21 protein-coding genes are annotated in these 24,309 nt (G+C 38.2%); 10 read left to right on the top strand and 11 right to left on the bottom strand.

Features of this window, described 5'->3' with window-relative positions:
* Positions 1-2: 2 nt before the first annotated feature.
* Both H7U19_RS09415 and H7U19_RS09410 read left to right on the top strand, forming a co-directional pair.
* A complete protein-coding gene (locus tag H7U19_RS09415) occupies positions 3-2,561 on the top strand; it encodes a circularly permuted type 2 ATP-grasp protein (protein WP_186561730.1) in 2,559 nt (852 codons plus the stop codon).
* The gene (locus H7U19_RS09410; protein ID WP_186561728.1) at positions 2,562-3,452 is read left to right on the top strand and encodes a transglutaminase family protein; all 891 of its coding nucleotides are present in this window, start codon (positions 2,562-2,564) and stop codon (positions 3,450-3,452) included.
* 17 nt (positions 3,453-3,469) lie between these two features.
* Here the strand turns inward: H7U19_RS09410 and H7U19_RS09405 are convergent, their stop codons facing one another.
* The 5 genes from H7U19_RS09405 to H7U19_RS09385 all read right to left on the bottom strand — a co-directional run bounded on the left by H7U19_RS09405 (position 3,470) and on the right by H7U19_RS09385 (position 12,214).
* On the bottom strand, positions 3,470-4,588 hold the full coding sequence (locus tag H7U19_RS09405) for an ATP-binding cassette domain-containing protein (protein WP_186561726.1): 1,119 nt from the start codon (positions 4,586-4,588) through the stop codon (positions 3,470-3,472).
* Between the two features lie 135 nt (positions 4,589-4,723).
* The gene (locus H7U19_RS09400; RefSeq protein WP_186561724.1) at positions 4,724-5,584 is read right to left on the bottom strand and encodes an N-acetylglucosamine kinase; all 861 of its coding nucleotides are present in this window, start codon (positions 5,582-5,584) and stop codon (positions 4,724-4,726) included.
* Positions 5,585-5,673: 89 nt separating this feature from the next.
* Positions 5,674-6,675 carry a type I glyceraldehyde-3-phosphate dehydrogenase gene (gap, locus tag H7U19_RS09395; RefSeq protein ID WP_186561722.1) on the bottom strand — a complete coding sequence of 334 codons (1,002 nt, stop codon included), beginning with the start codon at positions 6,673-6,675 and terminating at the stop codon, positions 5,674-5,676.
* A gap of 22 nt (positions 6,676-6,697) precedes the next feature.
* A complete protein-coding gene (gene pfkA, locus H7U19_RS09390; RefSeq protein WP_186561720.1) occupies positions 6,698-7,684 on the bottom strand; it encodes a 6-phosphofructokinase in 987 nt (328 codons plus the stop codon).
* 141 nt (positions 7,685-7,825) lie between these two features.
* The gene (locus H7U19_RS09385; RefSeq protein ID WP_343069090.1) at positions 7,826-12,214 is read right to left on the bottom strand and encodes a translocation/assembly module TamB domain-containing protein; all 4,389 of its coding nucleotides are present in this window, start codon (positions 12,212-12,214) and stop codon (positions 7,826-7,828) included.
* Positions 12,215-12,425: 211 nt separating this feature from the next.
* Here H7U19_RS09385 and tsaD point away from each other — a divergent pair, with 211 nt between their 5' ends.
* The 7 genes from tsaD to H7U19_RS09350 all read left to right on the top strand — a co-directional run bounded on the left by tsaD (position 12,426) and on the right by H7U19_RS09350 (position 19,341).
* Positions 12,426-13,448: a tRNA (adenosine(37)-N6)-threonylcarbamoyltransferase complex transferase subunit TsaD gene (tsaD, locus tag H7U19_RS09380; RefSeq protein WP_186561716.1), complete on the top strand. Its 1,023-nt coding sequence runs from the start codon at positions 12,426-12,428 to the stop codon at positions 13,446-13,448.
* 686 nt (positions 13,449-14,134) lie between these two features.
* A complete protein-coding gene (locus H7U19_RS09375) occupies positions 14,135-14,773 on the top strand; it encodes a peptidylprolyl isomerase (protein ID WP_186561714.1) in 639 nt (212 codons plus the stop codon).
* Positions 14,773-15,492 (top strand): 16S rRNA (uracil(1498)-N(3))-methyltransferase, encoded by a 720-nt coding sequence (locus H7U19_RS09370; protein WP_186561712.1) that lies wholly within the window; start codon positions 14,773-14,775, stop codon positions 15,490-15,492. Before H7U19_RS09375 ends, H7U19_RS09370 begins: the two co-directional genes overlap by 1 nt.
* 3 nt (positions 15,493-15,495) lie before the next feature.
* Complete coding sequence (locus tag H7U19_RS09365) at positions 15,496-16,137, top strand: DUF4159 domain-containing protein (protein WP_186561710.1); 642 nt, start codon at positions 15,496-15,498, stop codon at positions 16,135-16,137.
* Positions 16,138-16,444: 307 nt separating this feature from the next.
* Entirely contained in the window at positions 16,445-16,945 is a 501-nt protein-coding gene (locus H7U19_RS09360) for a TrmH family RNA methyltransferase (protein ID WP_186561708.1), read from the top strand.
* 115 nt (positions 16,946-17,060) lie between these two features.
* The gene (locus tag H7U19_RS09355; protein WP_186561706.1) at positions 17,061-18,149 is read left to right on the top strand and encodes an AI-2E family transporter; all 1,089 of its coding nucleotides are present in this window, start codon (positions 17,061-17,063) and stop codon (positions 18,147-18,149) included.
* A gap of 7 nt (positions 18,150-18,156) precedes the next feature.
* Positions 18,157-19,341 carry a THUMP-like domain-containing protein gene (locus H7U19_RS09350; protein ID WP_186561704.1) on the top strand — a complete coding sequence of 395 codons (1,185 nt, stop codon included), beginning with the start codon at positions 18,157-18,159 and terminating at the stop codon, positions 19,339-19,341.
* A gap of 166 nt (positions 19,342-19,507) precedes the next feature.
* Here the strand turns inward: H7U19_RS09350 and H7U19_RS09345 are convergent, their stop codons facing one another.
* Positions 19,508-20,002, bottom strand: a complete 495-nt coding sequence (locus H7U19_RS09345; protein ID WP_186561702.1) for a CAP domain-containing protein — start codon at positions 20,000-20,002, stop codon at positions 19,508-19,510.
* A gap of 167 nt (positions 20,003-20,169) precedes the next feature.
* Positions 20,170-20,817: a pyridoxamine 5'-phosphate oxidase gene (gene pdxH / locus H7U19_RS09340; protein WP_186561700.1), complete on the bottom strand. Its 648-nt coding sequence runs from the start codon at positions 20,815-20,817 to the stop codon at positions 20,170-20,172.
* Between the two features lie 108 nt (positions 20,818-20,925).
* Between pdxH and H7U19_RS09335 the strand changes: the two genes are divergently transcribed.
* Positions 20,926-21,339, top strand: a complete 414-nt coding sequence (locus H7U19_RS09335; protein ID WP_186561698.1) for a hypothetical protein — start codon at positions 20,926-20,928, stop codon at positions 21,337-21,339.
* Here the strand turns inward: H7U19_RS09335 and H7U19_RS09330 are convergent.
* The 4 genes from H7U19_RS09330 to pyrR all read right to left on the bottom strand — a co-directional run bounded on the left by H7U19_RS09330 (position 21,332) and on the right by pyrR (position 24,207).
* Positions 21,332-22,240, bottom strand: coding sequence for a ribonuclease Z (locus tag H7U19_RS09330; protein ID WP_186561696.1), 909 nt, complete (start codon positions 22,238-22,240; stop codon positions 21,332-21,334). The two genes, H7U19_RS09335 and H7U19_RS09330, sit on opposite strands and share 8 nt — an antisense overlap.
* Before the next feature lie 90 nt (positions 22,241-22,330).
* Positions 22,331-22,663, bottom strand: a complete 333-nt coding sequence (locus tag H7U19_RS09325; protein ID WP_186561694.1) for a ribonuclease Z — start codon at positions 22,661-22,663, stop codon at positions 22,331-22,333.
* A gap of 3 nt (positions 22,664-22,666) precedes the next feature.
* Positions 22,667-23,596, bottom strand: a complete 930-nt coding sequence (locus H7U19_RS09320) for an aspartate carbamoyltransferase catalytic subunit (protein WP_186561692.1) — start codon at positions 23,594-23,596, stop codon at positions 22,667-22,669.
* A 71-nt stretch (positions 23,597-23,667) separates the two neighbouring features.
* Entirely contained in the window at positions 23,668-24,207 is a 540-nt protein-coding gene (gene pyrR / locus H7U19_RS09315; RefSeq protein ID WP_186561690.1) for a bifunctional pyr operon transcriptional regulator/uracil phosphoribosyltransferase PyrR, read from the bottom strand.
* Positions 24,208-24,309: the final 102 nt, after the last annotated feature.

Genomic DNA, 24,309 nt, shown 5'->3' with positions numbered 1-24,309 from the left:
GTATGCCCCTAGGCTCCAACATATTGTTCCAAAATTACTTTTCGGGCTTCAGAAATTATGATGAGGTGCTGAAATCGGACATGTCTATTAACCCCAATTGGGCGAAATTGCTCAATAACCTTACTCAAATTGGTTCCGACAATTTGCTGGCAAAACAAAATGAAGTCAACTGGTTGTTGGAGGAAAACGGGGTGACTTACAATGTATACAACGACCCCAAGGGAATGCATAGAGCTTGGCAGTTAAATATCGTGCCGTTTTTAATTCATGAAAGCGAATGGTTACATATTGAAAAGGGCATCAAACAAAGGGCGGAACTATTCAATCTTATCTTAAAAGATATTTATGGTAAACGTGAATTAATCAGTAATGGCATCATTCCCCAAGAAGTGGTTTATGCCCATAGAGGGTTTTTAAGGCAATGCGACCAGATAAACTACCCAACAGAGAAACAACTGCTTATCCACTCAGCCGATATGGCGCGCGGGCCTGATGGCCGCATGTGGGTAGTTAATGACCGTGCCCAGGCACCATCCGGCATGGGTTATGCTTTAGAAAACCGCTATTCATTAAGCAGGGTATTTCCAAGTGTTTTTGAAAATATAAATGTAAAGCAGCCCACCCAATTCTTTTATGAGTTCAATCAAATGCTCATAGATGCAGCTCCTCAAAACAAATCGAATCCTAGTATTGTGATTTTGACTCCAGGACCGCTTAATGAAACCTATTTTGACCATGCCTACATGGCTTCTTTTCTTGGATATCCTTTAGTGACCGGAAACGACTTGGTAGTTAGAAATGGTAAACTTTGGATGAAGACCCTAAAGGAACTGAAACAAGTAGATGTTGTTCTGAAACGTGTGGATGATGCCTTTATGGACCCTTTAGAACTACGTGAAGATTCGTATTTGGGCGTTGCGGGATTGCTGGACGTTATCCGTGAGCAAAGGGTAGCCATAGTCAACCCCATTGGTGCCGGGGTTCTAGAAAATTCGGGACTAATTCCATTTTTAAATGGTATTTGCAAGTACTTCTTAAACGAAGACCTGATACTGCCACAGATAGCCTCGTGGTGGTGCGGACAGGAGGCAGAACGGCATTATGTGCTTAATAACCTCCGTGAATTTGTTGTAAAACGAATCGATAGATCAAACCGGGAGCATATTTTTTTCTGCGAGTTTTTACTGGAAAAGGCTTTGGAAGAACTGAAACAAGAAATTCTTTTACGTCCTTATAAATTTGTGGCCCAGGAAAAAATATCATTCTCTACGGCACCAGATTTTTCCAACGGTGCCCTGGAGCCAAGAAAAGTTATGTGCCGAACATTTGCAATTGCCAAAAATAATGGTTTTAGCGTAATGCCGGGAGGTTTGGTGCGCGTGGCTGCCGAGCGTGAAAATCTTTTTGTTTCTAACCAGCGCGGTGGGGTAAGTAAAGATTTTTGGATTGTTTCGGACCATTTCCAGAATGGTATCAAGAATTTTTCATGGGACAATAGTTGCAAAATCTCAATTGCCGATATAAACCATCTTCCGAGCAACACCGCGGAAAGCTTGTTTTGGTCAGGCCGCTATTTGGGCCGTGCGCTAACGACCGCCCGATACTTGAGAATGGTACTTAACTCTATGAACCTAGGGCAATACAGCAATCAGAATTCCACTTCTGAAATATTAGTTCACCTCTACAAATCTATTACCAACATCACTTCTACTTTTCCAGGTTTTGTTGGAGAAGGCTCCGAAAACAACCTTACCGATCCGCTTAGAGAAATACACTCCTTGATGTTGGACGAGGAAAGACTCGGCAGTTTTGCACAAACCATGGCAAGTTTTAACAATTCTTACTATTCCCTACGCAGCCTTTGGTCTAAAGATATGTGGCGCGTATTTGATAGCATTAAAAAACTATGGAACACTTTTAAAAAAGAAAAAAACTATTCCATCCCACAATTGAGCAAGCTTCTGGACCGCATTATAACAAGGCTCATTGCTTTTATGGGTCTTATAGAGGAAAGTATCCTACCAAGCCAAGGCTTATTGTTGTATTTCATCGGGTTGCAATCGGAGCAGGCCATGATGAATATTGCCAAATTTAGGTCACTCCTGATTTTTGATTATAGTGAATCCGTGCAGTATGAAATATTAGAATCCTTTTTGGAAAGCCACGAAAGCCTTAATATTTATAGGTACAGTTATCGCTCATACCTCAACATGGAAAATGTAGTCCGCCTGATTTTATTGGATAGGGAGTATTCAAAATCGCTATCCTTCCAAATCCAACGCATCAAAAAGGATATTGGCAAATTACCGCATACAGAGCATAACGAACATTACACCAAATGTGCAAAACACATGGAAAAAGCCAGCGAAATTGTCAAAACCATTTCCGTAAGCAAATTGTTGGAAATTAACGAAACCAGTGGTATTAGGCAAAACCTAGATGATATACTGGCTGAATTGAGCAGTTTATTGCACAACACGTCTATTGCCATTTCCAATGCCTATTTTGACCACTCTTATCCACAGAGCCAATTGGTGAACCAAAATTTCCCATTGCCATAAATGATTTATAAAGTTTCACATACGACAAGTTATGAATATGAAAATGGTGTGACGTTTTGCCATAACTTGGCAACCTTAAAACCTAAAACTATTTTGGGGCAGACCTTATTGGAATACCATCTAGAGATTAGCCCCAAACCAATGGAACTTTCAGAGAAATTAGATTTCTTCGGAAATACGATAACCCGTTTTTCCATTCAAGAACACCATACCCAACTTAAAGTAACTGCAATAAGTAAAATAGACAAAGATTCCAATTTGGCGCCACATATTTCAGATGATTCCAAAGCCCAAAGCATTACTTTAAAAGATGCGCTTTCAACATTAAAAAGTACAACACCGGAAATTTTGGATGTAAAGCAATTTGTATTGGAATCTATTTTGATTGCCAATATTTCACCAGACATTAAGGCCTATGCAGAAGAGTCCTTTCATCCGGATCGGCCTGTTTTTGAAGCATCTTTGGAGCTAATGCAGCGCATTTACAACGACTTTGAATTCAACCCTGAAGTTACCAATGTTGCAACTCCTATTCAAGAAGTAATCGAAAATAAAAAAGGCGTTTGCCAGGATTTTGCTCAAATTGCTATTGCTTGTGCCCGTTCCGTTGGTCTTCCTGCACGTTACGTGAGCGGTTATATTGAAACTATTCCTCCTCCCGGGAAAGAAAAACTGATTGGTGCGGATGCCTCCCATGCCTGGTTTTCCGTTTACATACCTAATTTTGGATGGGTAGATTTTGACCCAACCAACAATCAAATCCCAAAAAACCAACATATTATTGTCGCTCACGGACGGGATTACTATGATGTACCTCCGCTTAAAGGCGTCATTTACAGCTCGGGAAAAAACAAACTAAAAGTGGCTGTAGATATTAGGTCTGTCAGCTAAATGTTCTCATTTGATATTTACTGCTTAGATATCTTTCCAATCGAACCTGTTGCTGAAGGTATCAACTCATAAATAAAACTCGGTCGGATATGTGCTTCCTTTCTGTGCGATACATAAATGATAGCTGTATGGCTTTCTGAGGCAATTTTATTGACCAGTTCAGCAAATAATTGGGCATCGTTGTCGTCCAATCCGTTTGTAGGTTCATCTAAAATGAGCAATGGCGGGTGCTTTACCATGGCCCTGGCGATAAGCACCAATCGTTTATGCCCATTGGATAAGGACTGGAAACTCTTATCTTTTATATGCACCATATTTAAAAGTTCCAGCCATTCATGGGCAATATTGATTTGCCTTTCCGATGGGACCTTATAAAGTCCAATAGAATCCAAAAAACCAGAAATAATCATCTTTTCAATAGAATCCCTTCGTTTAAACCCTCTCAGCATTTCTGAGGAAAAAAAACCAATGTTCTTTTTGATATCCCAAACGGTTTCCCCACTGCCTTTTTTCATCCCAAACAGGATCATATCCTGAAGAAAACCCTTTGGATTATCCCCTGAAATCAATGTTAGAATCGTACTTTTACCAGAGCCATTGGGTCCGATCAATTGCCAAAACTCACCGGGTTTCACTTCCCAATTTATGTCCTTAACGATTGGCCGCCCCCCATAATTTACACAAACTTTGTTCAATTTAATCAAGGGATTTGGAACCCTACTTTCTAAAACATACGGACGTGGCAATGCCTTTACAAAATAGGTTTTTGCATTTTGACTAGAAGCCTTTTGGTTATTTAAGGGTTGTACCTCTTCATTTTCAACCAAATATACCTTATCGATAAAAGCCAAAATATCCCTTCTTCTTGTAGCAATTTGAATGATTCGGACGGATTGACTTAATTGCTCTAAAGCTAATTTAATTCGCGTTTGGGCCTCAATATCCAAACAGTCAAAGACATTGTCCAGTAAAACGTAATCCGCTGTTTTTTGTGTCAAAATGTGATTGAGCAGGGCTCTTTTACGCTCACCTTCCGAGGAGTTTTTTAGGCTATTCTTAGTTTTTGTCCGGATATCAAAACGCCCGTGCCGCAATTCTTCTTCGATAAATTTTTCAACCGCAATATCAGAAAACAATTCGCCATTTAAACCTTGAAATTCTCCGAAAATTTCGCCGGACAGAATACGTTTAAAGAGTTGAACCTTATTGGTAGCATTGGATATGTATAATGCGATATGTCTGGCTGAAGCGCTAATAAAGCATCGGTTTAATTACAAATCCTTGGTATGAAATTCGACTAAACGGTCAATTGGCCGGCGTACAATGTTTCCAACTTTAAAGCCCATTTCTTCGGCTACTTCTTTTATTTCATTTTGGGAAAAGAAAGCTATGGAACCCGCAAAATGTACAGGTACATTTTTTAACTCTTCTTCATATTGGAAAATCATATTCTTTGCAAATAGGCGTATGCCATCTTTGATTAGATTTACCGTATACTCCGAATCTTTTTGCAAAAACATAAATTCGGCAAAATTAGCCAGATAGGCATTGGGATTGGGCTGTTTGTAAATATTGTATTTGACGAAATCGGCTTCTAAGTTGTATTTGCTTCCAAAGGCCACCTTAACATTTTCGGGCATGTGGTTGAAATAATAGTCCCTTATCAATTGTTTGCCATAATAATTTCCTGAGGCATCGTCCATCATAATATATCCCAATGATTTCACCCTTTGGTGCAACTTGGAGCCGTCATAATAGCTACAATTGGAACCCGTGCCAAGAATACAAACCACGGCTGCTTCGGTTTCATCGTTTATAGTCCCGTAAACCGCAGCCAAAGTATCTTCTTCAACTTTGATTTTTGCATTGGTAAAAACTTCGGACAGGGCATCTAACACAATTTCTTTACCCCGTTCTGTACCACAACCGGCACCATAAAAGAAGACATGCGTAACGATATCCTTGTTTGTCTTAAGTTCCGGGCTCTTTTTTATAATCTTTTTCAGTTTTTCTTCCGAAAGAATCTCAGGATTTAAGCCCTTGGTACGTATTTTTTCCAGTAATTTATTTCCGTTGTTATCTATGGCAATCCAATCGGACTTAGTAGACCCACTATCAACAATTAAAACCATATCTAGTTAGTTTTGGTATAAAAAAACTCCACAAAGTACTGTGCTAAACACACAATATCCAGTGGAGTTTAAATTAGATTAATTTATTTTTAAACAGTTGCTATATATTGCGCGAGGTCAACCAATTTAGTTGAATAACCAAATTCGTTATCGTACCAAGATACTAATTTAAAGAAATTATCATTTAAGGCAATACTAGCATCGGCATCAAATACACTGGTCATAGATTCAGACACAAAATCTTGAGATACTACCTTTTCTTCAGTATATCCTAAAACACCCTTTAACGGGCCGTCAGCCGCTGCTTTCAAAGTTGCTTTTACTTCCTCCCATGATGCTGATTTTTCAGTTCTTACGGTTAAATCCACTACAGACACATCTGGAGTTGGTACTCTAAATGCCATACCTGTCAATTTTCCGTTCAATTCTGGAATAACCTTACCTACTGCTTTTGCCGCTCCAGTTGAAGATGGGATGATATTAGCCAATGCGCTTCTACCTCCTCTCCAGTCTTTCTTAGATGGTCCATCTACAGTCATTTGAGTAGCCGTAGTAGCATGAACAGTAGTCATTAAACCTTCAACAATTCCAAAGTTATCATTGATAACCTTAGCCAAAGGCGCTAAACAGTTTGTTGTACAAGATGCATTTGAAACGATAGTATCAGCTGCAGTAATCTTATCGTTGTTTACTCCCATTACAAACATAGGCGCATCTTTTGAAGGTGCAGAAATCGCCACCTTTTTAGCTCCGGCAGTAATGTGCTTTTGAGCCAATTCCAGAGTAGTAAAAATACCTGTACAGTCCAAAACTACCTCCGCACCAACGGCATCCCATTTTAAATCCTCTGGGTTGCGCTCTGCGGTAATTCTGATTTCATTGCCGTTTACTACTAAGTTTCCATTATTGATATCCACAGTACCGTTAAATCTACCGTGCACAGAATCATATTTCAGTAAATAAGCCAAGTGGTCTACATCCAACAAATCGTTGATACCCACTACTTCTATATCAGGTCTTGAGGCTGCCACTCTGAAGGCAATTCTACCTATACGACCAAATCCGTTAATTCCAATTTTCAATTTTGACATAATTTTATTAAATTAATTAGTGTTACGTGCTCATAATGTCAGAGACACGAAGTAATTCCATATTTATTTTTGATTTTCCTTTTATTGCCTTATCCAATGGGGTTAATTCCATTTTATTGCTCAACAGCCCCACCATGTAATTGGTCTTTCCTTCCAGTAATGACTCCACAGCTTTTACCCCCATTCTACTGGCTAGTACCCTATCGAAGCAGGAAGGCGCTCCACCTCTTTGCATGTGTCCTAATACAGAGACCCTTACGTCATAGCCTTTCATGTTTTCATCAACGTACTCTTTCAGCTCAAAAATATTCTTTCCAATTTTATCACCTTCCGCAACTACAACGATACTTGAGGATTTTCCGGACTTTCTACTTTTGTTTAATGACTCAACTAGTCTGTCTAATCCCAAATCCTCTTCTGGTATCAGTATTTCTTCGGCACCACCGGCAATACCAGTATTCAGCGCTATATGACCAACATCGCGGCCCATTACCTCTATAAAAAACAGTCTATTATGCGAACTTGCCGTATCACGAATCTTATCTATTGCCTCCATCACCGTATTCTGAGCAGTATCAAAGCCTAATGTATGCGAAGTTCCAAATATATCATTATCAATGGTACCCGGAATACCCATTACTGGAAAGTTAAATTCCCTGTTGAAAATCATCGCTCCAGTAAAGGTTCCATCACCTCCAATAGCAACCAAACCTCCTACTCCAGCTTTTACCAGGGCGTCGTATGCTTTTTGCCTTCCTTCCTTGGTTCGGAAGTCTTTTGAACGGGCAGATTTTAAAATCGTTCCTCCTTTATTGATGATACCCCGAACACTTCTGGCTCCCAAAGGTTCAAAATCGCCTTCCATAAGGCCTTCGTAACCTCTGTAAATTCCAACACATTCTATATCATGGTAAGCACACGTTCTAACAACTGAACGGATAGCGGCATTCATACCCGGAGAATCCCCTCCTGAGGTAAATACGCCAATCTTATTAATCTTTGTAGACATGGACATTTAATTAGCAGGTAAAATTACTAAACAAAATCAATAATTCACAGCTTTTGAAGTTATATTAACTTGAATGTAAAAACTAAAACGTTTGAGTTAATAAATAATTAGATTTAGGCAGATTAAAGGCCGAAAAATCGACTATTTCGCAGCGTCCTTGGGCTGCCTTATGGAAATAAAATCAGGTAAACTCTGATTATCTTCTTTTGGCTCTGGTTGCTCCAAAACCTCCGCCTCTTTGCCTTTTTTGAATAAAGCCCTGAGCAACTCCTTAAAGGTATCAAAATCGACATTATAAGAAATACCTCCGCCTTGGGTGTAGCCAATGGCCTCGCCAAAATTTCGTATACTGTTTTCGCGATTGAATACGTTGGCCGTTAAAGTTCCATCATCATTCAAAAGAAAGTTAATTTCCAGATCTCCTGCAATAACGGTTTGGGTTTCCCCAGCCCCACCAACTGGCACACCTACTTTACCATTGAAAAGAATCCGGTCGCTTAATTGCGTTTGAAAGGTGAGCCCCACCCTATCATCAGTTTGATAGTCCGGCCTGTTCTGTCCAGCTTCATAATAGGGGTTGATGTTGAATTTACCATCCTCGCTTGAAAATATGCCACTTACGATGCCATTCAAACGTTCGGCAATCGTACCAGAAAAATTCAAATCGTTCAAGCCCCTGGAAAAAGAGCCTGTAGACACCAAATACAATGCTTGATTTTGTCGGTCGTCCGTAGATTCCAAACGGTAATTCAACTCTGATTTAATGGTAGAATTTACATTGGGGAACTCAAATTCGAAAATTGGGTCGGGGCGTTCCAAATCCCCAGTAAGCGTAATATTGAGTTCTACTGGAATACTTCTGTTTATTGGCGTATCCAATAATGGTGAAGGGTTTGCTTCAGTTTTATACGTGGCCAGAATGTTTATTTGCGCTTTTAATGGATCCCCTTCCCATGCGATAGTTCCACCTGGTTGTACAATAAATCGTTTTTGGAACAGCCCTCCATAGGCAAAATCATAAACCCCTTCAAACACAGAGAAATCCCCCCACATATCAAACTTGCCATTCGTATTGATTTCAACCAAGAGGCCACCAACTCCACGTCCTCTTAACGCATGCCCCGTTTCCTTGTTAATGATTATTTCCAATTCAGCATCTTGGGTGACGTCCAAATCAAAATCCAATTCCAAACCTTTTATTTCGTCAAATACATAAGCTTCACCCTTTTCCCTGGCCCGCTTTTCTTCGGGTGTAATAAAATGGATAAATGAGTTATCCCCAAAAGATTCGGTATCAGACAGCGGGATTTTAAACACAGTACCGGGTTTGGTTTCCCCAATAACACTAATCACTAATTGTTCCGTCGGACCATAAATTTTTGCCGAGCCTCCTACGAACCCAGTCCCGTAGTAAAGGGCATCCTCCGTTTCCTCGGTATCCAGTACTAGTAAGCGAGAGGTGTTAACGTCTAGATCCAAGCTCCAGTTTGAAAGATTGACATGGCTCAACTTTCCATTCAACCTTCCTTTCGAATTAAATTTTGTATCCGTTAGTAATATGTTATTGAATATAAAACTTTGTTCCTCCAGCCTCACAAGGGCCTTATCGTTAAAATCATAGTCCACATTCAAATATGGGATTGTGAATCCCGAATTGTTCATGACCAATTGCCCATTTATATCTGGGCGCCTTAAATCGCCAACAATATTGGCTTTCCCAGAGGCTTCACCCCGAATGTTGGACAACACATCAACCAGTAAAGGGTTCAGTGGCACTAAGTTAAACTTGTTAAATCCTAAATCCACATCAATACTCGCCCTTTTTCCACTAACATTGATATCTCCTTGGGCGTAAAAGGATTTCTTCACGTCATCCTTTATACTGACATCCACTTTATAATTGGTTAAATCCGAGTTGCCCGTGATTTCTGCATCAAAATCACCTAAAAGGAAATCGTTTACCCTAAGATCATTGACTACAACCGTTGAATTGGGCAAATAGCTTCCGTTTTTCTGTAAAATATCCAGCTTCCCGTTTACCTTACCGGCCAGTTTCAAACTATCAATATCGGGTGTAATTTTGGACAATTTTACATTTTTAAAATCCAGCTTCAAATCCTTTTCGGTGGAATCCCTTAAAAAGCCGGAAAGCCTCACCTCTTCTTTGCCGTGATTAATTTTGAATCTATCAATCTCAATGGAACTCAAATCTTTACTGAATGTAACCTTGTTGAACCTATCCTCATCGCCATTAACGTACCATTTGTAATTCTTAATGGTAACATCCGACGTTTTAAAACCGACTACCGACTTGTTGTCTTCGTTAATCGTATGGTAAAAACTTAGGTTGAATTTATCATTGTTGCGCCGCCCTCCGGTAAACTCCGAACGCATAAACAAGGTATCATTTACGGTAACATTAATCAAATTGAAATCCGCCGCGTTGTAATATTTTGTGTTGATACTATCCACCTCTACATAGGTATTGAAAACGGGGTTGCTGTTATCCACCTGAAGCTCAATATCCTTTACAAAGTTGTCCAATAGCTTAATTTGGGGTGATTTAAATGTTACCCTAAATTTCTTGGCATCGCTTTCCAATCTACCTCTTATAAAGGTGTTCTTTCCAAGTTCAATATCAGGATAAAACACCTCAATAATTTTATTATATATTTTGAAGTTAAAATTCACCCTTTGATTTTCGGCAACAACATGTGGCTTATAATTGGTGTAAATGTTTCCCACAGAGTTTTCGAGTAGTTTCACCATATCCCTAATGATGAACTCACCTTCAAGGCTACCCTCGATAATATCTGGCGAATCAATATCTATAACCCGGGTATCCCCATCGAAACGCGAGGCAATCTTAAATGAGGTGAAATTATACGTGTCATTTTCGTTTCGATAGGAGGTATTCCTAAAGGTAATTTTCCCAAAGGCATCATCGAGACTACTACTGTTCATATTCATGTTTACAACACTCCTGAAAATGGAAATACTGTCCTTTTTTACAAAATTAAGTGCATTAAGATTGGCATACCCCACGTTGGCCTCAAAATCATATTTGTTTACGGTTTCCGAAAAATCAACCAAACCGTTGAAGTTGAGTTTTAAATTTTTGTCATTAACTAATAGAATCCCGTCAAAAATCTTATTACTAACCTTACCTGAAACCTTGGACTGTTTGTAATTGTAATCATTATAAACCAAGTCAAATATATCACCCTTTACCTGAGTATCAACCGTTTCAGCCACAAAACCTATCCCATCAACATTAATATTTGCGGACACCGTTCCAACTTTTGGGTCTTCAATAAATGTTCCCAAATCAAATTCGTCAAAAACTAAATTCCCCTTGTATTTGGCATTGTCGATATCATCTATTTTTTGAATGCTCAAATCAGAATTCACTAAACCCAAATCAGTATCAATAACAACATCGGCATCAACGTTAGTTGCCGTAACCCGGGAGTTACCTTTAATCTCAAACTTTCCCAACCTATCAAAAGAGGAAGGGATCGCTTCACCTAGTACATTAGGCAAAAGCGAGGTTAAATCTCGATAAGTAGAAGTTAAATTTCGAAATCGGCCATCCATGGAAAAATCGTTGGATGCCTTGCTAAAGAGGTTTTTAAAATCCAAATCACCATACACTTTGGTTAGTGCGCTGGTATTCAACTCTAAATTGGTAGCTTTTAAATTGTTCAACGTTCCAGAAACATCCACATTGAATTTGGCGTACTGGCCCTTTCCAAATTCGTTATAAAAAGCATTGAGCTCGTCCAACAAAACATTGCTTTCCGTAAATGTAGCATCCACCAACACCTTGTCAACAAAAAACTGCAAATCTTCCCTTTTGTAAGAGAATTTTAACTGGCCTTTTAAGATTGAATTGACCGTCTTTACTTCAAGGTCGTCAAAGGTCATTCCAGTACGGGTGTACCTAAAGTTGGTCATCAGGTTTTTCACCTCAACACCTCGGGCATCCATAAAAGATAGTGTATTGATTCTGGCACCGACATCGCTCCCGGAAATTAAAAAGTTGGTGGCATTAATATTTAAATCATTGAATTCGAGGACTCTTGTCGTTTCCTTATTTTCATCAGAAAGTTTAAAAACGCTGTTGTAAATAGACACATCGCTAGAACTCAGCAAAAAACTCCCGTCCCCCTTTGTCGGGTTGTCACCTTCCAATTTTTCAACAAACACGTCAAGATTTGTATCCTCGAAGTCTTTGTAGGTTTTGATGTGGAACACCAAATCCATAATATCGATATCGCCAAACACCAATCGGCCCTTGTATAAATTACCAAAACTTAGGATAGAGGTATTGAGTTCGCCAATACTAATTAGGGTATCCTTTTTAAAATCTTCAATGTAAATCCCTTTGAGTTCAACGTCCCCATTAAATTGAAGCCCAATACGTTCAACATTGATATTGGTCTTATATTCTTCATTTAACCAATTGGTGGTCTTTTCTCCTAGTGAAGTTTGAACGGCTGGGATACTCAAAACGAGTACCAAAATCACAAACAGCAATACGATTATTGCCAGAATTTTTGATAGTATTTTAAGTACCCTCTTGATAGTATTTGGTTTTAAAAAGCAATTTTTGCAAAGCGAAACAGGTGCATTCGTTTGACACTAAAAATGAGTAGTTTTGCATTTGCACAACCAAGGCTCTCCCGCCTTTTTTGGTTATGCCCTCAAAATTAACAATTATTGTGCCTAATATTGACTAATGGCTGAACAAAATATTTTTATCCTCGGAATAGAGTCCTCCTGTGACGACACCTCTGCCAGTGTAATAAATAACGGCAGGGTTTTGAGCAATGTTGTGGCTAGCCAAAAAATACACGAAGAATACGGTGGTGTTGTACCCGAATTAGCCTCAAGGGCGCACCAGCAAAATATAGTACCTGTGGTACACCAGGCCATCAAAAAAGCAGGGATTAAAAAAGAGCGGCTTAATGCTGTTGCTTTTACCAGAGGTCCTGGGTTGATGGGCAGTTTGCTGGTGGGTACCTCCTTTGCAAAATCTTTGGCTTATGGATTGAATATTCCTTTGATTGATGTGAATCATATGCAGGCCCATATTTTGGCACATTTTATTGAAGAAGATGGCTTTGAAAAACCACCATTTCCATTTTTAGCAATGACCATTTCTGGAGGACATACACAAATTGTGCGCGTGGACGATTATTTTGAAATGACCGTTATTGGCGAAACCATTGATGATGCCGTTGGCGAGGCTTTTGATAAAAGCGGTAAAATTTTGGGATTGGGCTATCCCGCTGGCCCTGAAATTGATAAACGTTCCAAACTGGGCAACCCCAATGCATTTCCATTTCCCAAACCGAAAGTGGGTGAGCTTAATTTTAGCTTTTCCGGTCTGAAAACGGCCATTTTGTATTTTATTCGAAAAGAAGAAAAAGCTAATCCCAATTTTGTTACTGAAAATCTGAATGATATTTGTGCTTCCATTCAATACACAATTATTAGAATTTTAATGGACAAGTTGAAAAAAGCAAGCAAATCGACTGGCATCAAACACATCGCTATTGGTGGTGGGGTTTCCGCAAATTCGGGCATTCGGAAAGCATTAAAAGATGGCGAACAAAAATTTGGCTGGACCACTTATATCCCCAAGTTTGAGTACACTACGGACAATGCAGGGATGATTGCTATTGTGGGGTATCTAAAGTATTTAGAAAGGGACTTTGCAGAGCAGGATGTGATGGCTTCGGCTAGATTGAAAATATAAAAAATGGAGCATAGAAATATTGTATTAAATTTTTGAAGCCACATTCTATGGGTTCTGTTTCACCTTTTTTATATGCTATTTTCTTTCAAAAATTAAAACTGAAGAAATCCGTGGTTTTTCTGAAACATTTTTGAATTATTCAATTAAGATTATTCGAATTATTGGAATAATTTATCTTATTTATAGCACAATAAATCTCTTAGAATATTCGAGGACTGAAGAGTATCTATACTACATAGAAAGGGGAATTGGCCCTTACGATTATTTATATTCCTTGATATTGCGTAGACCACTAATTTTCTCTGCATTGACACAATTATTTTGGTTAAAGCGATTTCAGAATTTGTCTTTTAAAAGTTTTGCTTTAGCCTTCATTATCTTTTTCATCCTTCTTTTTTCTGGCCCAAACATTGAAAGGTACATCATCGTAATTACTTCTATTCACCGTGATTATTTACCAAGCAATTGGACTTTATTTGAATATAAGTATCAAACTCCACTTTTACTTATTGCTCTGGCTATTGAAAGAATTCTGATGTATATTTTTTTGGTTTCAATATATTGGTTAGTTGATATCAAACTTATCAAAAGAAAGTTTTAAACAATCCATTCTTAAAAACTTATTACCGTAGGAAATTTATCGTTTTGATTAAAAATTAAATTTGAAAAACTTAATCAAATACATCATGAAACAACACCTACTTTTTCTTGCAATTATCTTAACTCCATTCCTATCAAAAAGCCAAACCAACACGGAAGAAGCGCTTTTGTCCGTTGAAACCCAGGAACAGGCCAAGGACTTTGTTGAAAACAAATATGCTTTTGAAAGCAAAATTTTCACCTTCAATGAAGAAAAGCACAAAACGCAATTGGCCAAGGCCCTATTTAAACTTCAAAAAAGTCAGGTAAAATCCGTAGAAACCGAACGCGAAAAAACACTCTATAAAATCCTTGAAAAAACAAGCAAAACCTATTACCGAGTGGCCTATATTGTTTTGGACGGCTCAACATATTCTTATCAGAGCATACAAAACTTAAGGGAAAAATTGATTGAAAAACATAAAAATGGCACACCTTTCAGCGTATTGGCTCATCAATATTCCATGGACGACAATGCCAAAAAAGGTGGAGATACCGGATGGTTCACTATTGGTGATTTATCGGCCAGTTTTGAAGAAGCGATAATTACTGAATCTCGCGGTTTGGAAGACATTTACACCATAGACTTAGCGCCTGAACAACTCTATTATTTGGTATTACAAACCCATGAGTCTAAAGACATTTCAGAAATCAAAGTTTTAAAAATTGTTGAACCCATTGAATAATGCAACTGTTCTATAATCCAGAACTTACGGAACTTACCAACACTTTTTCTTTTTCAAAAGAAGAAAGCAGACATTTAGTGAAAGTACTTCGCAAATCTGTTGGTGATACCGTTAAAATTACTAATGGAAATGGTTGGCTGTTTACTGCATCCATCACGTTGGGAAACCACAATTCATGCAAGGCCGAAATTATTTCAAAGGAAATGCAACCCAAGCGCAACTATAATTTGCATCTTGCCGTGGCACCCACTAAAATGAACGATCGCTATGAATGGTTTTTGGAAAAGGCTACCGAAATCGGCATCGACGCCATCACCCCAATTATTTGCGACCGCAGTGAACGCAAAGTCGTCAAACCCGATCGTTTTGAACGGATTTTGCATTCGGCCATGAAGCAATCCTTAAATTGTTATTTGCCGAAATTAAATCCTGCAATGAGTTTCATCAAGTTTTTTGAACAAGATTTTCAGGGACAATTGTTTATTGCGCATTGCGAGGAAACCGATAAAAAATCCCTTAAAGAAGAATTAAAACCAGAAACGGACGTTACGATTTTAATTGGTCCCGAGGGGGATTTCGGTACGAAAGAAATTGATTTAGCCATTTCGAATCGTTTTATTCCCGTAACTTTGGGCGAAACCAGACTGCGTACCGAAACGGCTGGCATTGTGGCCTGCCATTCGGTAGCTTTTGTAAACGAAACCCACAATGAGAAATAAAACATGAAGTACCTTTTTTCTCTTATCTCTTGCCTCCTATTTCTTGTTTCCTTTTCTCAAGAAATCGCCGTCTTAAAATACAAAGGCGGGGGCGACTGGTACGGCAACCCCACTGCCCTACCCAATTTGATAACCTTTTGTAACGAAAATATTAAAACCAAAATAACCGAACAGCCCCAAACCGTTGATACAGATAGTCCAGATATTTTTCAGTTTCCGCTAGTACATATGACGGGACATGGCAATGTATTTTTCAGCGATGAAGATGTCGAAAACCTTAGAAATTATCTATTTTCGGGAGGATTCTTGCACATTGACGACAACTACGGTATGGAACCCTTTCTAAAAAAGGAATTGAAAAAAGTGTTTCCGAATAAAGAATTAACTGAAATTCACAAAACTCATCCTATTTTTAATATTGCATATAAGTTCCCAAATGGGTTACCAAAAATTCACGAGCATGATGGGAAACGCCCTCTAGCTTTAGGTATTTTCCATGAAGACAGATTGATTTTGTTATTCACTTTTGAAAGCGATTTAGGTGACGGATGGGAAGACCCCGAGGTACACAACGACCCTGAGGATGTCCGTGAAAAAGCGTTGAAAATGGGTGCTAATATTGTGAAATATGCCTTTGAGAACTAATTCTTTCTTTTCGCAAAGGCACTATGACGCAAAGTGTAAAGGAGAAAACTAACTGCTACTAACATTCTAATTTTATTTTGAAAGAGAGTTTAATTTTGATTGTTGAATTATTCTTCGAAATAGATTCCGATAAAGATAGTACTCCAAAACAGTTATTAATAGTTTTCATAAAGGTAATCGCGTTTATTCTGATCCTTTTACTTGTATTATATGTTCTTTTAGAAAACAAGGAAGATGAAGTAATAACAATTTCAAATATATTGTAAGATTCGAATTCGTAAATCATAAATTTAAAATCATTAATCGCTTGCAACTCACCCATTACACCTCCAAATTCGAAAGACAAAAATTCCCAGTCACTTTGGTTTCCGATAATGTGACCAATGCCACAAACATCGGTAGTCTATTTAGAATTTCGGATGCATTTGGGGTTGAAAAACTTGTACTCTGTGGTGAAAATATTCCGGTAGGCCGTAAAATGACAAAAACTTCAAGAGCGACAGAAAAAGTCGTTGATTATGAAATAAACCCCTCAACTATTGAAGTTGCCAAAAAGCTTAAAAAAGAAGGTTATCAAATCATTGCGCTGGAGATCACAACCAACAGCAAACCCATCCATGAATTTTCATTTTCAAAAGAAAAACCAATAGCTTTGATTGTTGGCGATGAAAACTTTGGGGTTTCTGAGGACGTTTTAAAGCTTTCGGACTACATAATTCACATTGAAATGTACGGGCAAAATAGTAGCATGAATGTGGTCCAGGCCACAAATATTGCACTCTACGAAATCACCAAACAGCTTCGATAATATCATGTCGAAATGAGGTACGATTGATACATCTCAGTATTTAACCAAAAACTCAATAATCTGATTTCTCATTCTCATTCGAAATGACTAGTTTTACTCTATAAAGAACAATCAATTGAATTCCAAAAGCATCACCAATGGTATTTTACGAGCCGTCGCTATTATCTGTGGCATTGCGCTGTTGCTTTATTTCCTTTACGAAATCCGTTCAGTGATTGGCTACGTGGCCATCGCGGCCGTTATTTCACTAATCGGAAGACCAATTGTTTTGTTTTTGGAACGAAAACTAAAGTTCAAAAACACCATTGCTGTTGTCGTCACAATGACACTTCTATTGGGTATTTTTATTGGATTGGTAAGCTTGTTTGTCCCATTAATCGTAAAACAGGGGCAAAATCTATCGTTGCTCAACATTGAGGAACTGCAAGGAAATATTGAAAATCTTTACGCCGAAATAGTAAGCTATTTTGATTTGCACCAAATCGATGTAGAGCAATCTTTAAAGGATTCTAATTTGTTATCTAAAATTGATTTTGCGTTGATTCCAAATTTTCTGAATTCAGTTATCAGCGGACTTGGCAGTTTTAGTATAGGGTTGTTTTCAGTAATTTTTATTTCTTTTTTCTTTTTGAAAGACACCCGTTTGTTTGAAAGCAGTCTGCTAACACTGGTCCCTGATGACAAGGAATCTCGTTGGAAGGCTTCGTCCACAAAGATTAAAGATTTGTTGTCTCGCTATTTCGTTGGATTGATTTTTCAAATTCTTATCCTTTTCATTATTTATATGATTGGGTTGTTGATTATTGGTGTGGAAAATGCTGTAGTTATCGCCTTCTTGTGCGCACTTTTAAATTTGATACCCTATGTTGGGCCATTAATTGGAGCTGTGTTGATGATAACATTGACAATGACGAGCAATTTAGGAGAAAGTTTTAGCGATGTTATTTTGCCCAAAACATTTTGGGTATTGCTGGTTTTTGTTATTGGTCAATTGGTGGATAACTTCGGAAGTCAGCCTATCATTTTTTCTAAAAGCGTGAAGTCTCACCCCTTGGAAATCTTTTTGGTAATATTAATTACAGGTATTTTATTCGGTGTTATCGGATTAATAATTGCCGTACCGGCTTATACTGCCATTAAAGTGATTCTTAAAGCTTTTTTATCAGAAAACAAGATTGTGAAAAAGCTTACCAAAGACTTATAGCTTTCATTTGAATAATCATATTTTAAATACTGAAATACAGGATTTTATAAATTCAAATATTTATTCGGATATTAACACTATTCTTCTTAAAGGCACTGATTTTGAAAATATCTCAACTTCTGAAATTGTTGAACAAATTGAGGCCAAAAAACGGTGCCACAAGAAGCTCCCCACATGGTTTGAAACTGATAATATTTACTACCCCAATAAGCTAAACATTGAGCAAACATCGTCTGAAATCACCGCGAAATACAAATCAGAATTAATCCGTGGGAATTCGATAATTGACATCACGGGAGGTTTTGGAGTGGACTGTTTTTATTTTTCAAAACGGTTTAAAAACGTTTCGCATTGCGAAATAAACAATGGACTATCTTCAATTGTAAAGTACAATTTTGAACAACTTAATATTAAAAATGCCAAGACCATAATTGGCGATGGTTTATCAATTTTAAAAGTTAAAAATCAAAAATTTGATTGGGTATATATTGACCCTTCCCGACGGCACGACACAAAAGGAAAAGTGTTTTTTTTAAAGGATTGCCTACCCAATGTTCCGGTAAATCTTGATTTTCTATTTGAACATTCAGAAAACATTTTAATTAAAACATCGCCCTTGCTCGATATTTCTGTTGGCATCAAAGAGCTGAAATACGTAAAAACAGTCCATGTTGTTGCCATAAATAATGACGTAAAGGAACTACTTTGGATATTGGAAAAAGGCTTTAATGGCGCAATTTCCATTGAAACGGTTAACATCAAAAACAGCACAACAAAGCATTTCAGTTTTAGGCCCAATGATGAAAAAGGGACGACGGCACACTACAGCAAACCGCTTTCTTACTTATACGAACCCAATGCGGCCATTTTAAAATCTGGAGGGTTTAACCAAATTGCAATTCAAAATAATGTGTTCAAATTACACCCCAATTCGCATTTGTACACAAATGGTACTCACATCGATTTCCCGGGCAGGGTTTTTAAAATAGAAAAGGTTGTAGCTTACAACAAAAAACATATAGGGAAGCTAGCCATAAGCAAGGCAAATGTCTCCACACGCAACTTCCCCGAAAGCGTTAAACAGCTTCGGAAAAAATTCAATATTCGGGAGGGTGGTGATATTTATATGTTCTTCACAACGGATATCAACAACTCAAAAATCGTTTTGATTACCTCAAAAAGTGAATATTGAAAATCTGTAGTACAATCAAAAACCCTCCTGTTTCCAGGAGGGTTTTATACCTAAAGCTAAATTCAATAACAATCAAGTTATCGATATAACCGCATTAATTCGCAAAATTTTAAATTAAGTATTCAAATTTTAATTTATAGCTATTAATCGGCAAATTAATTACAGGTTATTTCTTAATAAAAATGTTGGTGTAGTACCACCTACCATCAACATCCTTTTCGGCAGAAATTCCAAAATTGGTATAATCGCCTTCAATATTTTTTTTATGACTTTCACTGTTGATCCAAGCCTTTACTACAGATTCTGCTTTGGTAAAACCGTAGGCCACATTTTCAGAAACATTTTTGGCGCCAGCCTTTGACTTCAAATATTTACTTCTTTCGAAGAAATTAGCATGGGAAACCGTCTGGGTGTCCGCCATATAATCGGTATGGCTAAAGGCAGCAGTTTTGATAATGGACATACTTTCTAAGGGAGACAACCCTTCAGATAATCTAAAATCGTTTATTAAATCAAGTATTTCCAATTCTATGCTCTTGTCTTCAGGAACAACAAGACTTTCTATGGCCGAATCGGCCTTATCGTCAATACTATCAGTAGAGCAGGAAAAGGAAAGTAGGGTTAAACATGCCACGAATGACAACTTGGTTAGTAACTTCATGGTTAAGTAAATTTAGATTTGGGACTATAAATCTACTTTCTAAACCACGGCTTAAGCGTTAATGAAATGTTAAAATCGACGAAAAACATGTATTTCGTCGAACTAATATGTTTTTTATCGATGAAATACATTTGAAAGACAAGAAAAAGTGTATTTCATCGTTGTTTTTATGGAGATAATCGATGAATGAGCCAATTGTAATCTGATTGCAATTGATACCTGATACGATCGTGCAATCTATTTGGGCGTCCTTGCCAAAACTCAATTTCCACAGGCTTTACCATATAACCTCCCCAATGCTCAGGTCTTTCTACTGCTTTGCGCTCATATTCAATTTCCAAGGCTTTTAGCTTGTTTTCTAAAAACGTCCTATTCGGAATTATTTCACTTTGATTTGAAGCCAAAGCACCAAGCTGGCTCCCCTTAGGGCGAGACTCGAAATAGCCGTCGCTCATATTGGGCGCAATCTTCTCGGCTTCTCCCTTTATAATAATTTGACGTTCAGCACCATGCCAAAAAAAAGAAAGACATACGTTTGGATTTTCAGTAATTGCCCGACCTTTTTCGCTGTTATAATTCGTGTAAAAGATAAAACCTTCAAAGGTGAACTTTTTAAGCAGTACTACCCTGTTTTTTGGATAGCCGTCCATACCAATTGTTGCAATGGTCATCGCGTTATTTTCATCCTCTGGAAAATATTTATCTACTTCGTAAAACCATTTTTGGAACAACTCCATTGGATTTTCTGGCGCATCTTTAAGAAGCAGTTCTCCCTTATCGTAAGACTTTCGATAATTGCTCAAATCATTTTCCATAGGACGAAATTAATGAAAAATTAACGGCAAATAGGCTATTATCTCATAGAAACTTCTTAACTTCGACTGTCTCTCAAAAATTTTGATTCAAAACATATACGAGCATCAATGACATTTGAAAAGTCTCCTTTTTTTGAGAAACTAAAGCCTTATAAACTATCACTTTCTTTCGGCAATTATTATTTATGTGAACATTTTGTAGTTGCCGAACCTCATGAAGGCGTACATTTTGATTGGTCAAAAGCGCAAGTTTTAATTAAAGAGTTAAACAAGTTTTATGGCGAAAATGCACAAGTGGCGTACGTTGCCAACAGGATTAACTCTTATTCCATCGACCCTCAAAATTGGTTGCGCATTGAAAAGCATTATAATATTTTGGTGGCCAGTGCTATTGTGGCTTATAACAACGCCTCTTATATCAATGCCTCATTGGAAAAGCACTTTTCCAACAAAAGTATAAAACGTTGCTTGTCGCTGAGCGAGGCTATTCGCTGGGTAGAAAATCTGAAGGAGTTTAATTGAAGCTGAAGGTTTTACCATCTTCCGCGAGCTCAACTTTATCAAAAACCGTTAAAGCTTCACTTCTAAAATCCTCCAAATTAGGATAGCGAGAAGAATAATGTCCCAGAACTAAAGTGCCTGCATTAGCTAGTTTTGCAATAGTCGCCGCTTCCTTGGCTGTGGAGTGCTTGGTTTTTGGTGCCAAATGGGCGTGCTGATCTAAAAAAGTAGACTCATGGTAAAGCACATCCACATCCTTTATAATGGGCAAAATATCCTCTTTGTAAACCGTGTCACTACAAAACGCATAACTTTTAGGTTTCTCGGCAGGCTTGGTTACCGTTTCGTTTTTTATCAAAACGCCATCCTCGTTCATAACATCAAAGCCCTGTTTTAGTTTACGGAAATAGGCCACATCAATATTAGCCCGCTCTACCGCAACGATATCCAACTTGCGGTCTCTTTCTTTTTCCTTAAACAGATAACCATTGGTATACACGCGGTGTTCCAATGGAATGGTGTACACCTCTACCGCATCATCTTCAAATATCAATTGGGATGTATTGGATTCCAACTCGTGAAAAATCAATTTGTAGTTGGTCCATGAATCGGCCAGTTTCATTTGAAGAGTAATCACTTCCTTTATGCCTTTTGGACCATATATGTGCAAATCGGCCTCTCTGGTCAACAATCGAAATGTGGAAATCAGCCCCACCAAACCAAAAAAATGATCACCGTGCAAATGGGAAATAAACACATGCTTGATCCGGTTGAATTTTATTCTATGGCGTCGCAATTCCACTTGAGTGCCCTCCCCACAGTCTATCAAAAACATGTGATTATTGATTTCAAGCACTTGAGACGTGGTGTTGGATAATGTACGAGGGGTTGCGCTGTAGCAACCTAAAATGGTTAATTTCATGTATAATCTATGTCGGTTGGCTGCTAAGTCATTGCGTTGTTGAGTTGCGTGAATCGACTTTACGACAAACGACTAAACATCTAACTTCATTTAAAACCCTAAATCGCGCTCCATTTCTTCCATTTCGATGATATCGAGTGCCTCCTGTTGTGTTGGCACCACCACTAGCTCATCAGGAATTTCATCCAAATCAACCTTATCGGAAACGACAACGAACGAATGGTTTTTGCCTCTGTGGATGTTCGAAATGTTCAAAAATTCAACCACATCCTCCAGCGCAATTTTGTCCAACGCCGTTAAAGCGACAATAATATTGTCATTTTTAAACTTGGGATAAAGTGCTTCCATCTTTTTAACAAGTTCTACTATCGTAAACTTTTCCTGGGTGATAACCGTTGTATTTCCGGTTTTATCGATAATCATATCCTACTGTTTTATCTTGGAAGCTAATAAATAAATCACTGCCATCCTAATAGCTACACCATTTTGTACCTGGTCCAAAATGATGGCCTGCATAGAATCGGCCACATCACTGGTAATTTCCACACCTCTATTGATCGGTCCTGGGTGCATAATGGTGATTTCCTTATCTAAACTATCCAACAAAGCTTTGTTTACTCCAAACTGTTGAGTATACTCTCGGGTTGATGGAAAATAACTGATATCCATCCGCTCATTTTGAACGCGAAGCATATTGGCAACGTCACACCAATTTAAGGCTTTCCGTAAATCAGTCTCTACTTTTACGCCCAGTTTATCGATATATTTAGGAATCAATGTTTTTGGCCCGCAAACCATCACTTCAGCACCTTGCAACTGCAAAGCGAAGATATTGGAAAGCGCAACCCTACTGTGCAAAATATCCCCAACAATAACTACTTTTTTACCTTTGACTTCGCCCAAGCGCTCTCGAATGGAATAGGTGTCCAATAAGGCCTGGGTGGGATGCTCGTGGGCGCCATCGCCTGCATTAATGATGCTCGCATCCACATGCTTTGACAGGAAAACACCTGCTCCGGGATTGGGGTGCCGCATCACTACCATATCCACCTTCATGGATAGAATATTGTTGACTGTATCGATTAGGGTTTCCCCTTTTTTTACCGAGGACTGCCCTGATGAAAAATTAATGACATCGGCAGACAATCTTTTTTCGGCCAGTTCAAAAGAGAGTTTGGTTCGTGTGGAATTCTCAAAAAACAAATTGGCGATGGTGATATCCCTTAACGACGGCACCTTTTTAATTGGACGATTGATGACCTCCTTAAAATGGTCGGCGGTTTCAAAAATTAGTTGAATGTCCTGCTCGTTCAGGTACTTTATCCCCAATAAGTGATTCACACTTAATTCGCTCATTCTTTTTCAGTATTCAGTCGCAGTCTCAGTCTGCGGTTACACTCCCTCGTTAATTTTAGAATCCTTTCCCTCTATTTTTCAATCAAATACACCGAATCCTCTTTATCATGCTCTTTCCAGTTCACCACCACTTTTTCACTATTGATAACGTCCACTTGTCTCCCCCGGTAATCGGGTTGGATGGGCAGATGCCTGCTAAATCGTCTATCTATCAGTGTTAACAATTCTATTTCGTTGGGCCGTCCAAAGGATTGAATAGCGGTCAGTGCCGCTCTAATACTTCTTCCCGTATACAAAACATCATCAATAAAAATGATGTTTTTGTCCTCCACCAAAAAATCTATTTTGGTGGTATTGGCTTCCAATGGCTTTTCACTTCGCCTGAAATCATCGCGGTAAAACGTAATGTCCAAATAGCCAAGTTTTACATTATTTACTCTGTAATCGTCCTTCAAAATAGATGCAATCCTATTAGCTAAAAACACCCCTCTGGGTTGCAGTCCAATCAATACGGTATTCGAGAAATCAGTGTGTTTTTCAATAAGTTGACAAGCCAATCGATGAAGAATGATGTTTACCTCTTTTGCGTTAAGTAAAACTTTCTGACTCATATCTGCCCAAACGTGTTTGGAAGGCAAAGGTAATGCAAAAATTAATATGATTTATTTTAAATAATCATTTCTAAAAGTCTTTGTTTTTTGAAATTTGAACTA

The organism is Hyunsoonleella aquatilis (assembly GCF_014270105.1).
In the GTDB taxonomy this organism is placed as follows: domain Bacteria; phylum Bacteroidota; class Bacteroidia; order Flavobacteriales; family Flavobacteriaceae; genus Jejuia; species Jejuia aquatilis.
This window is presented reverse-complemented; position numbering and strand designations above follow the sequence as displayed.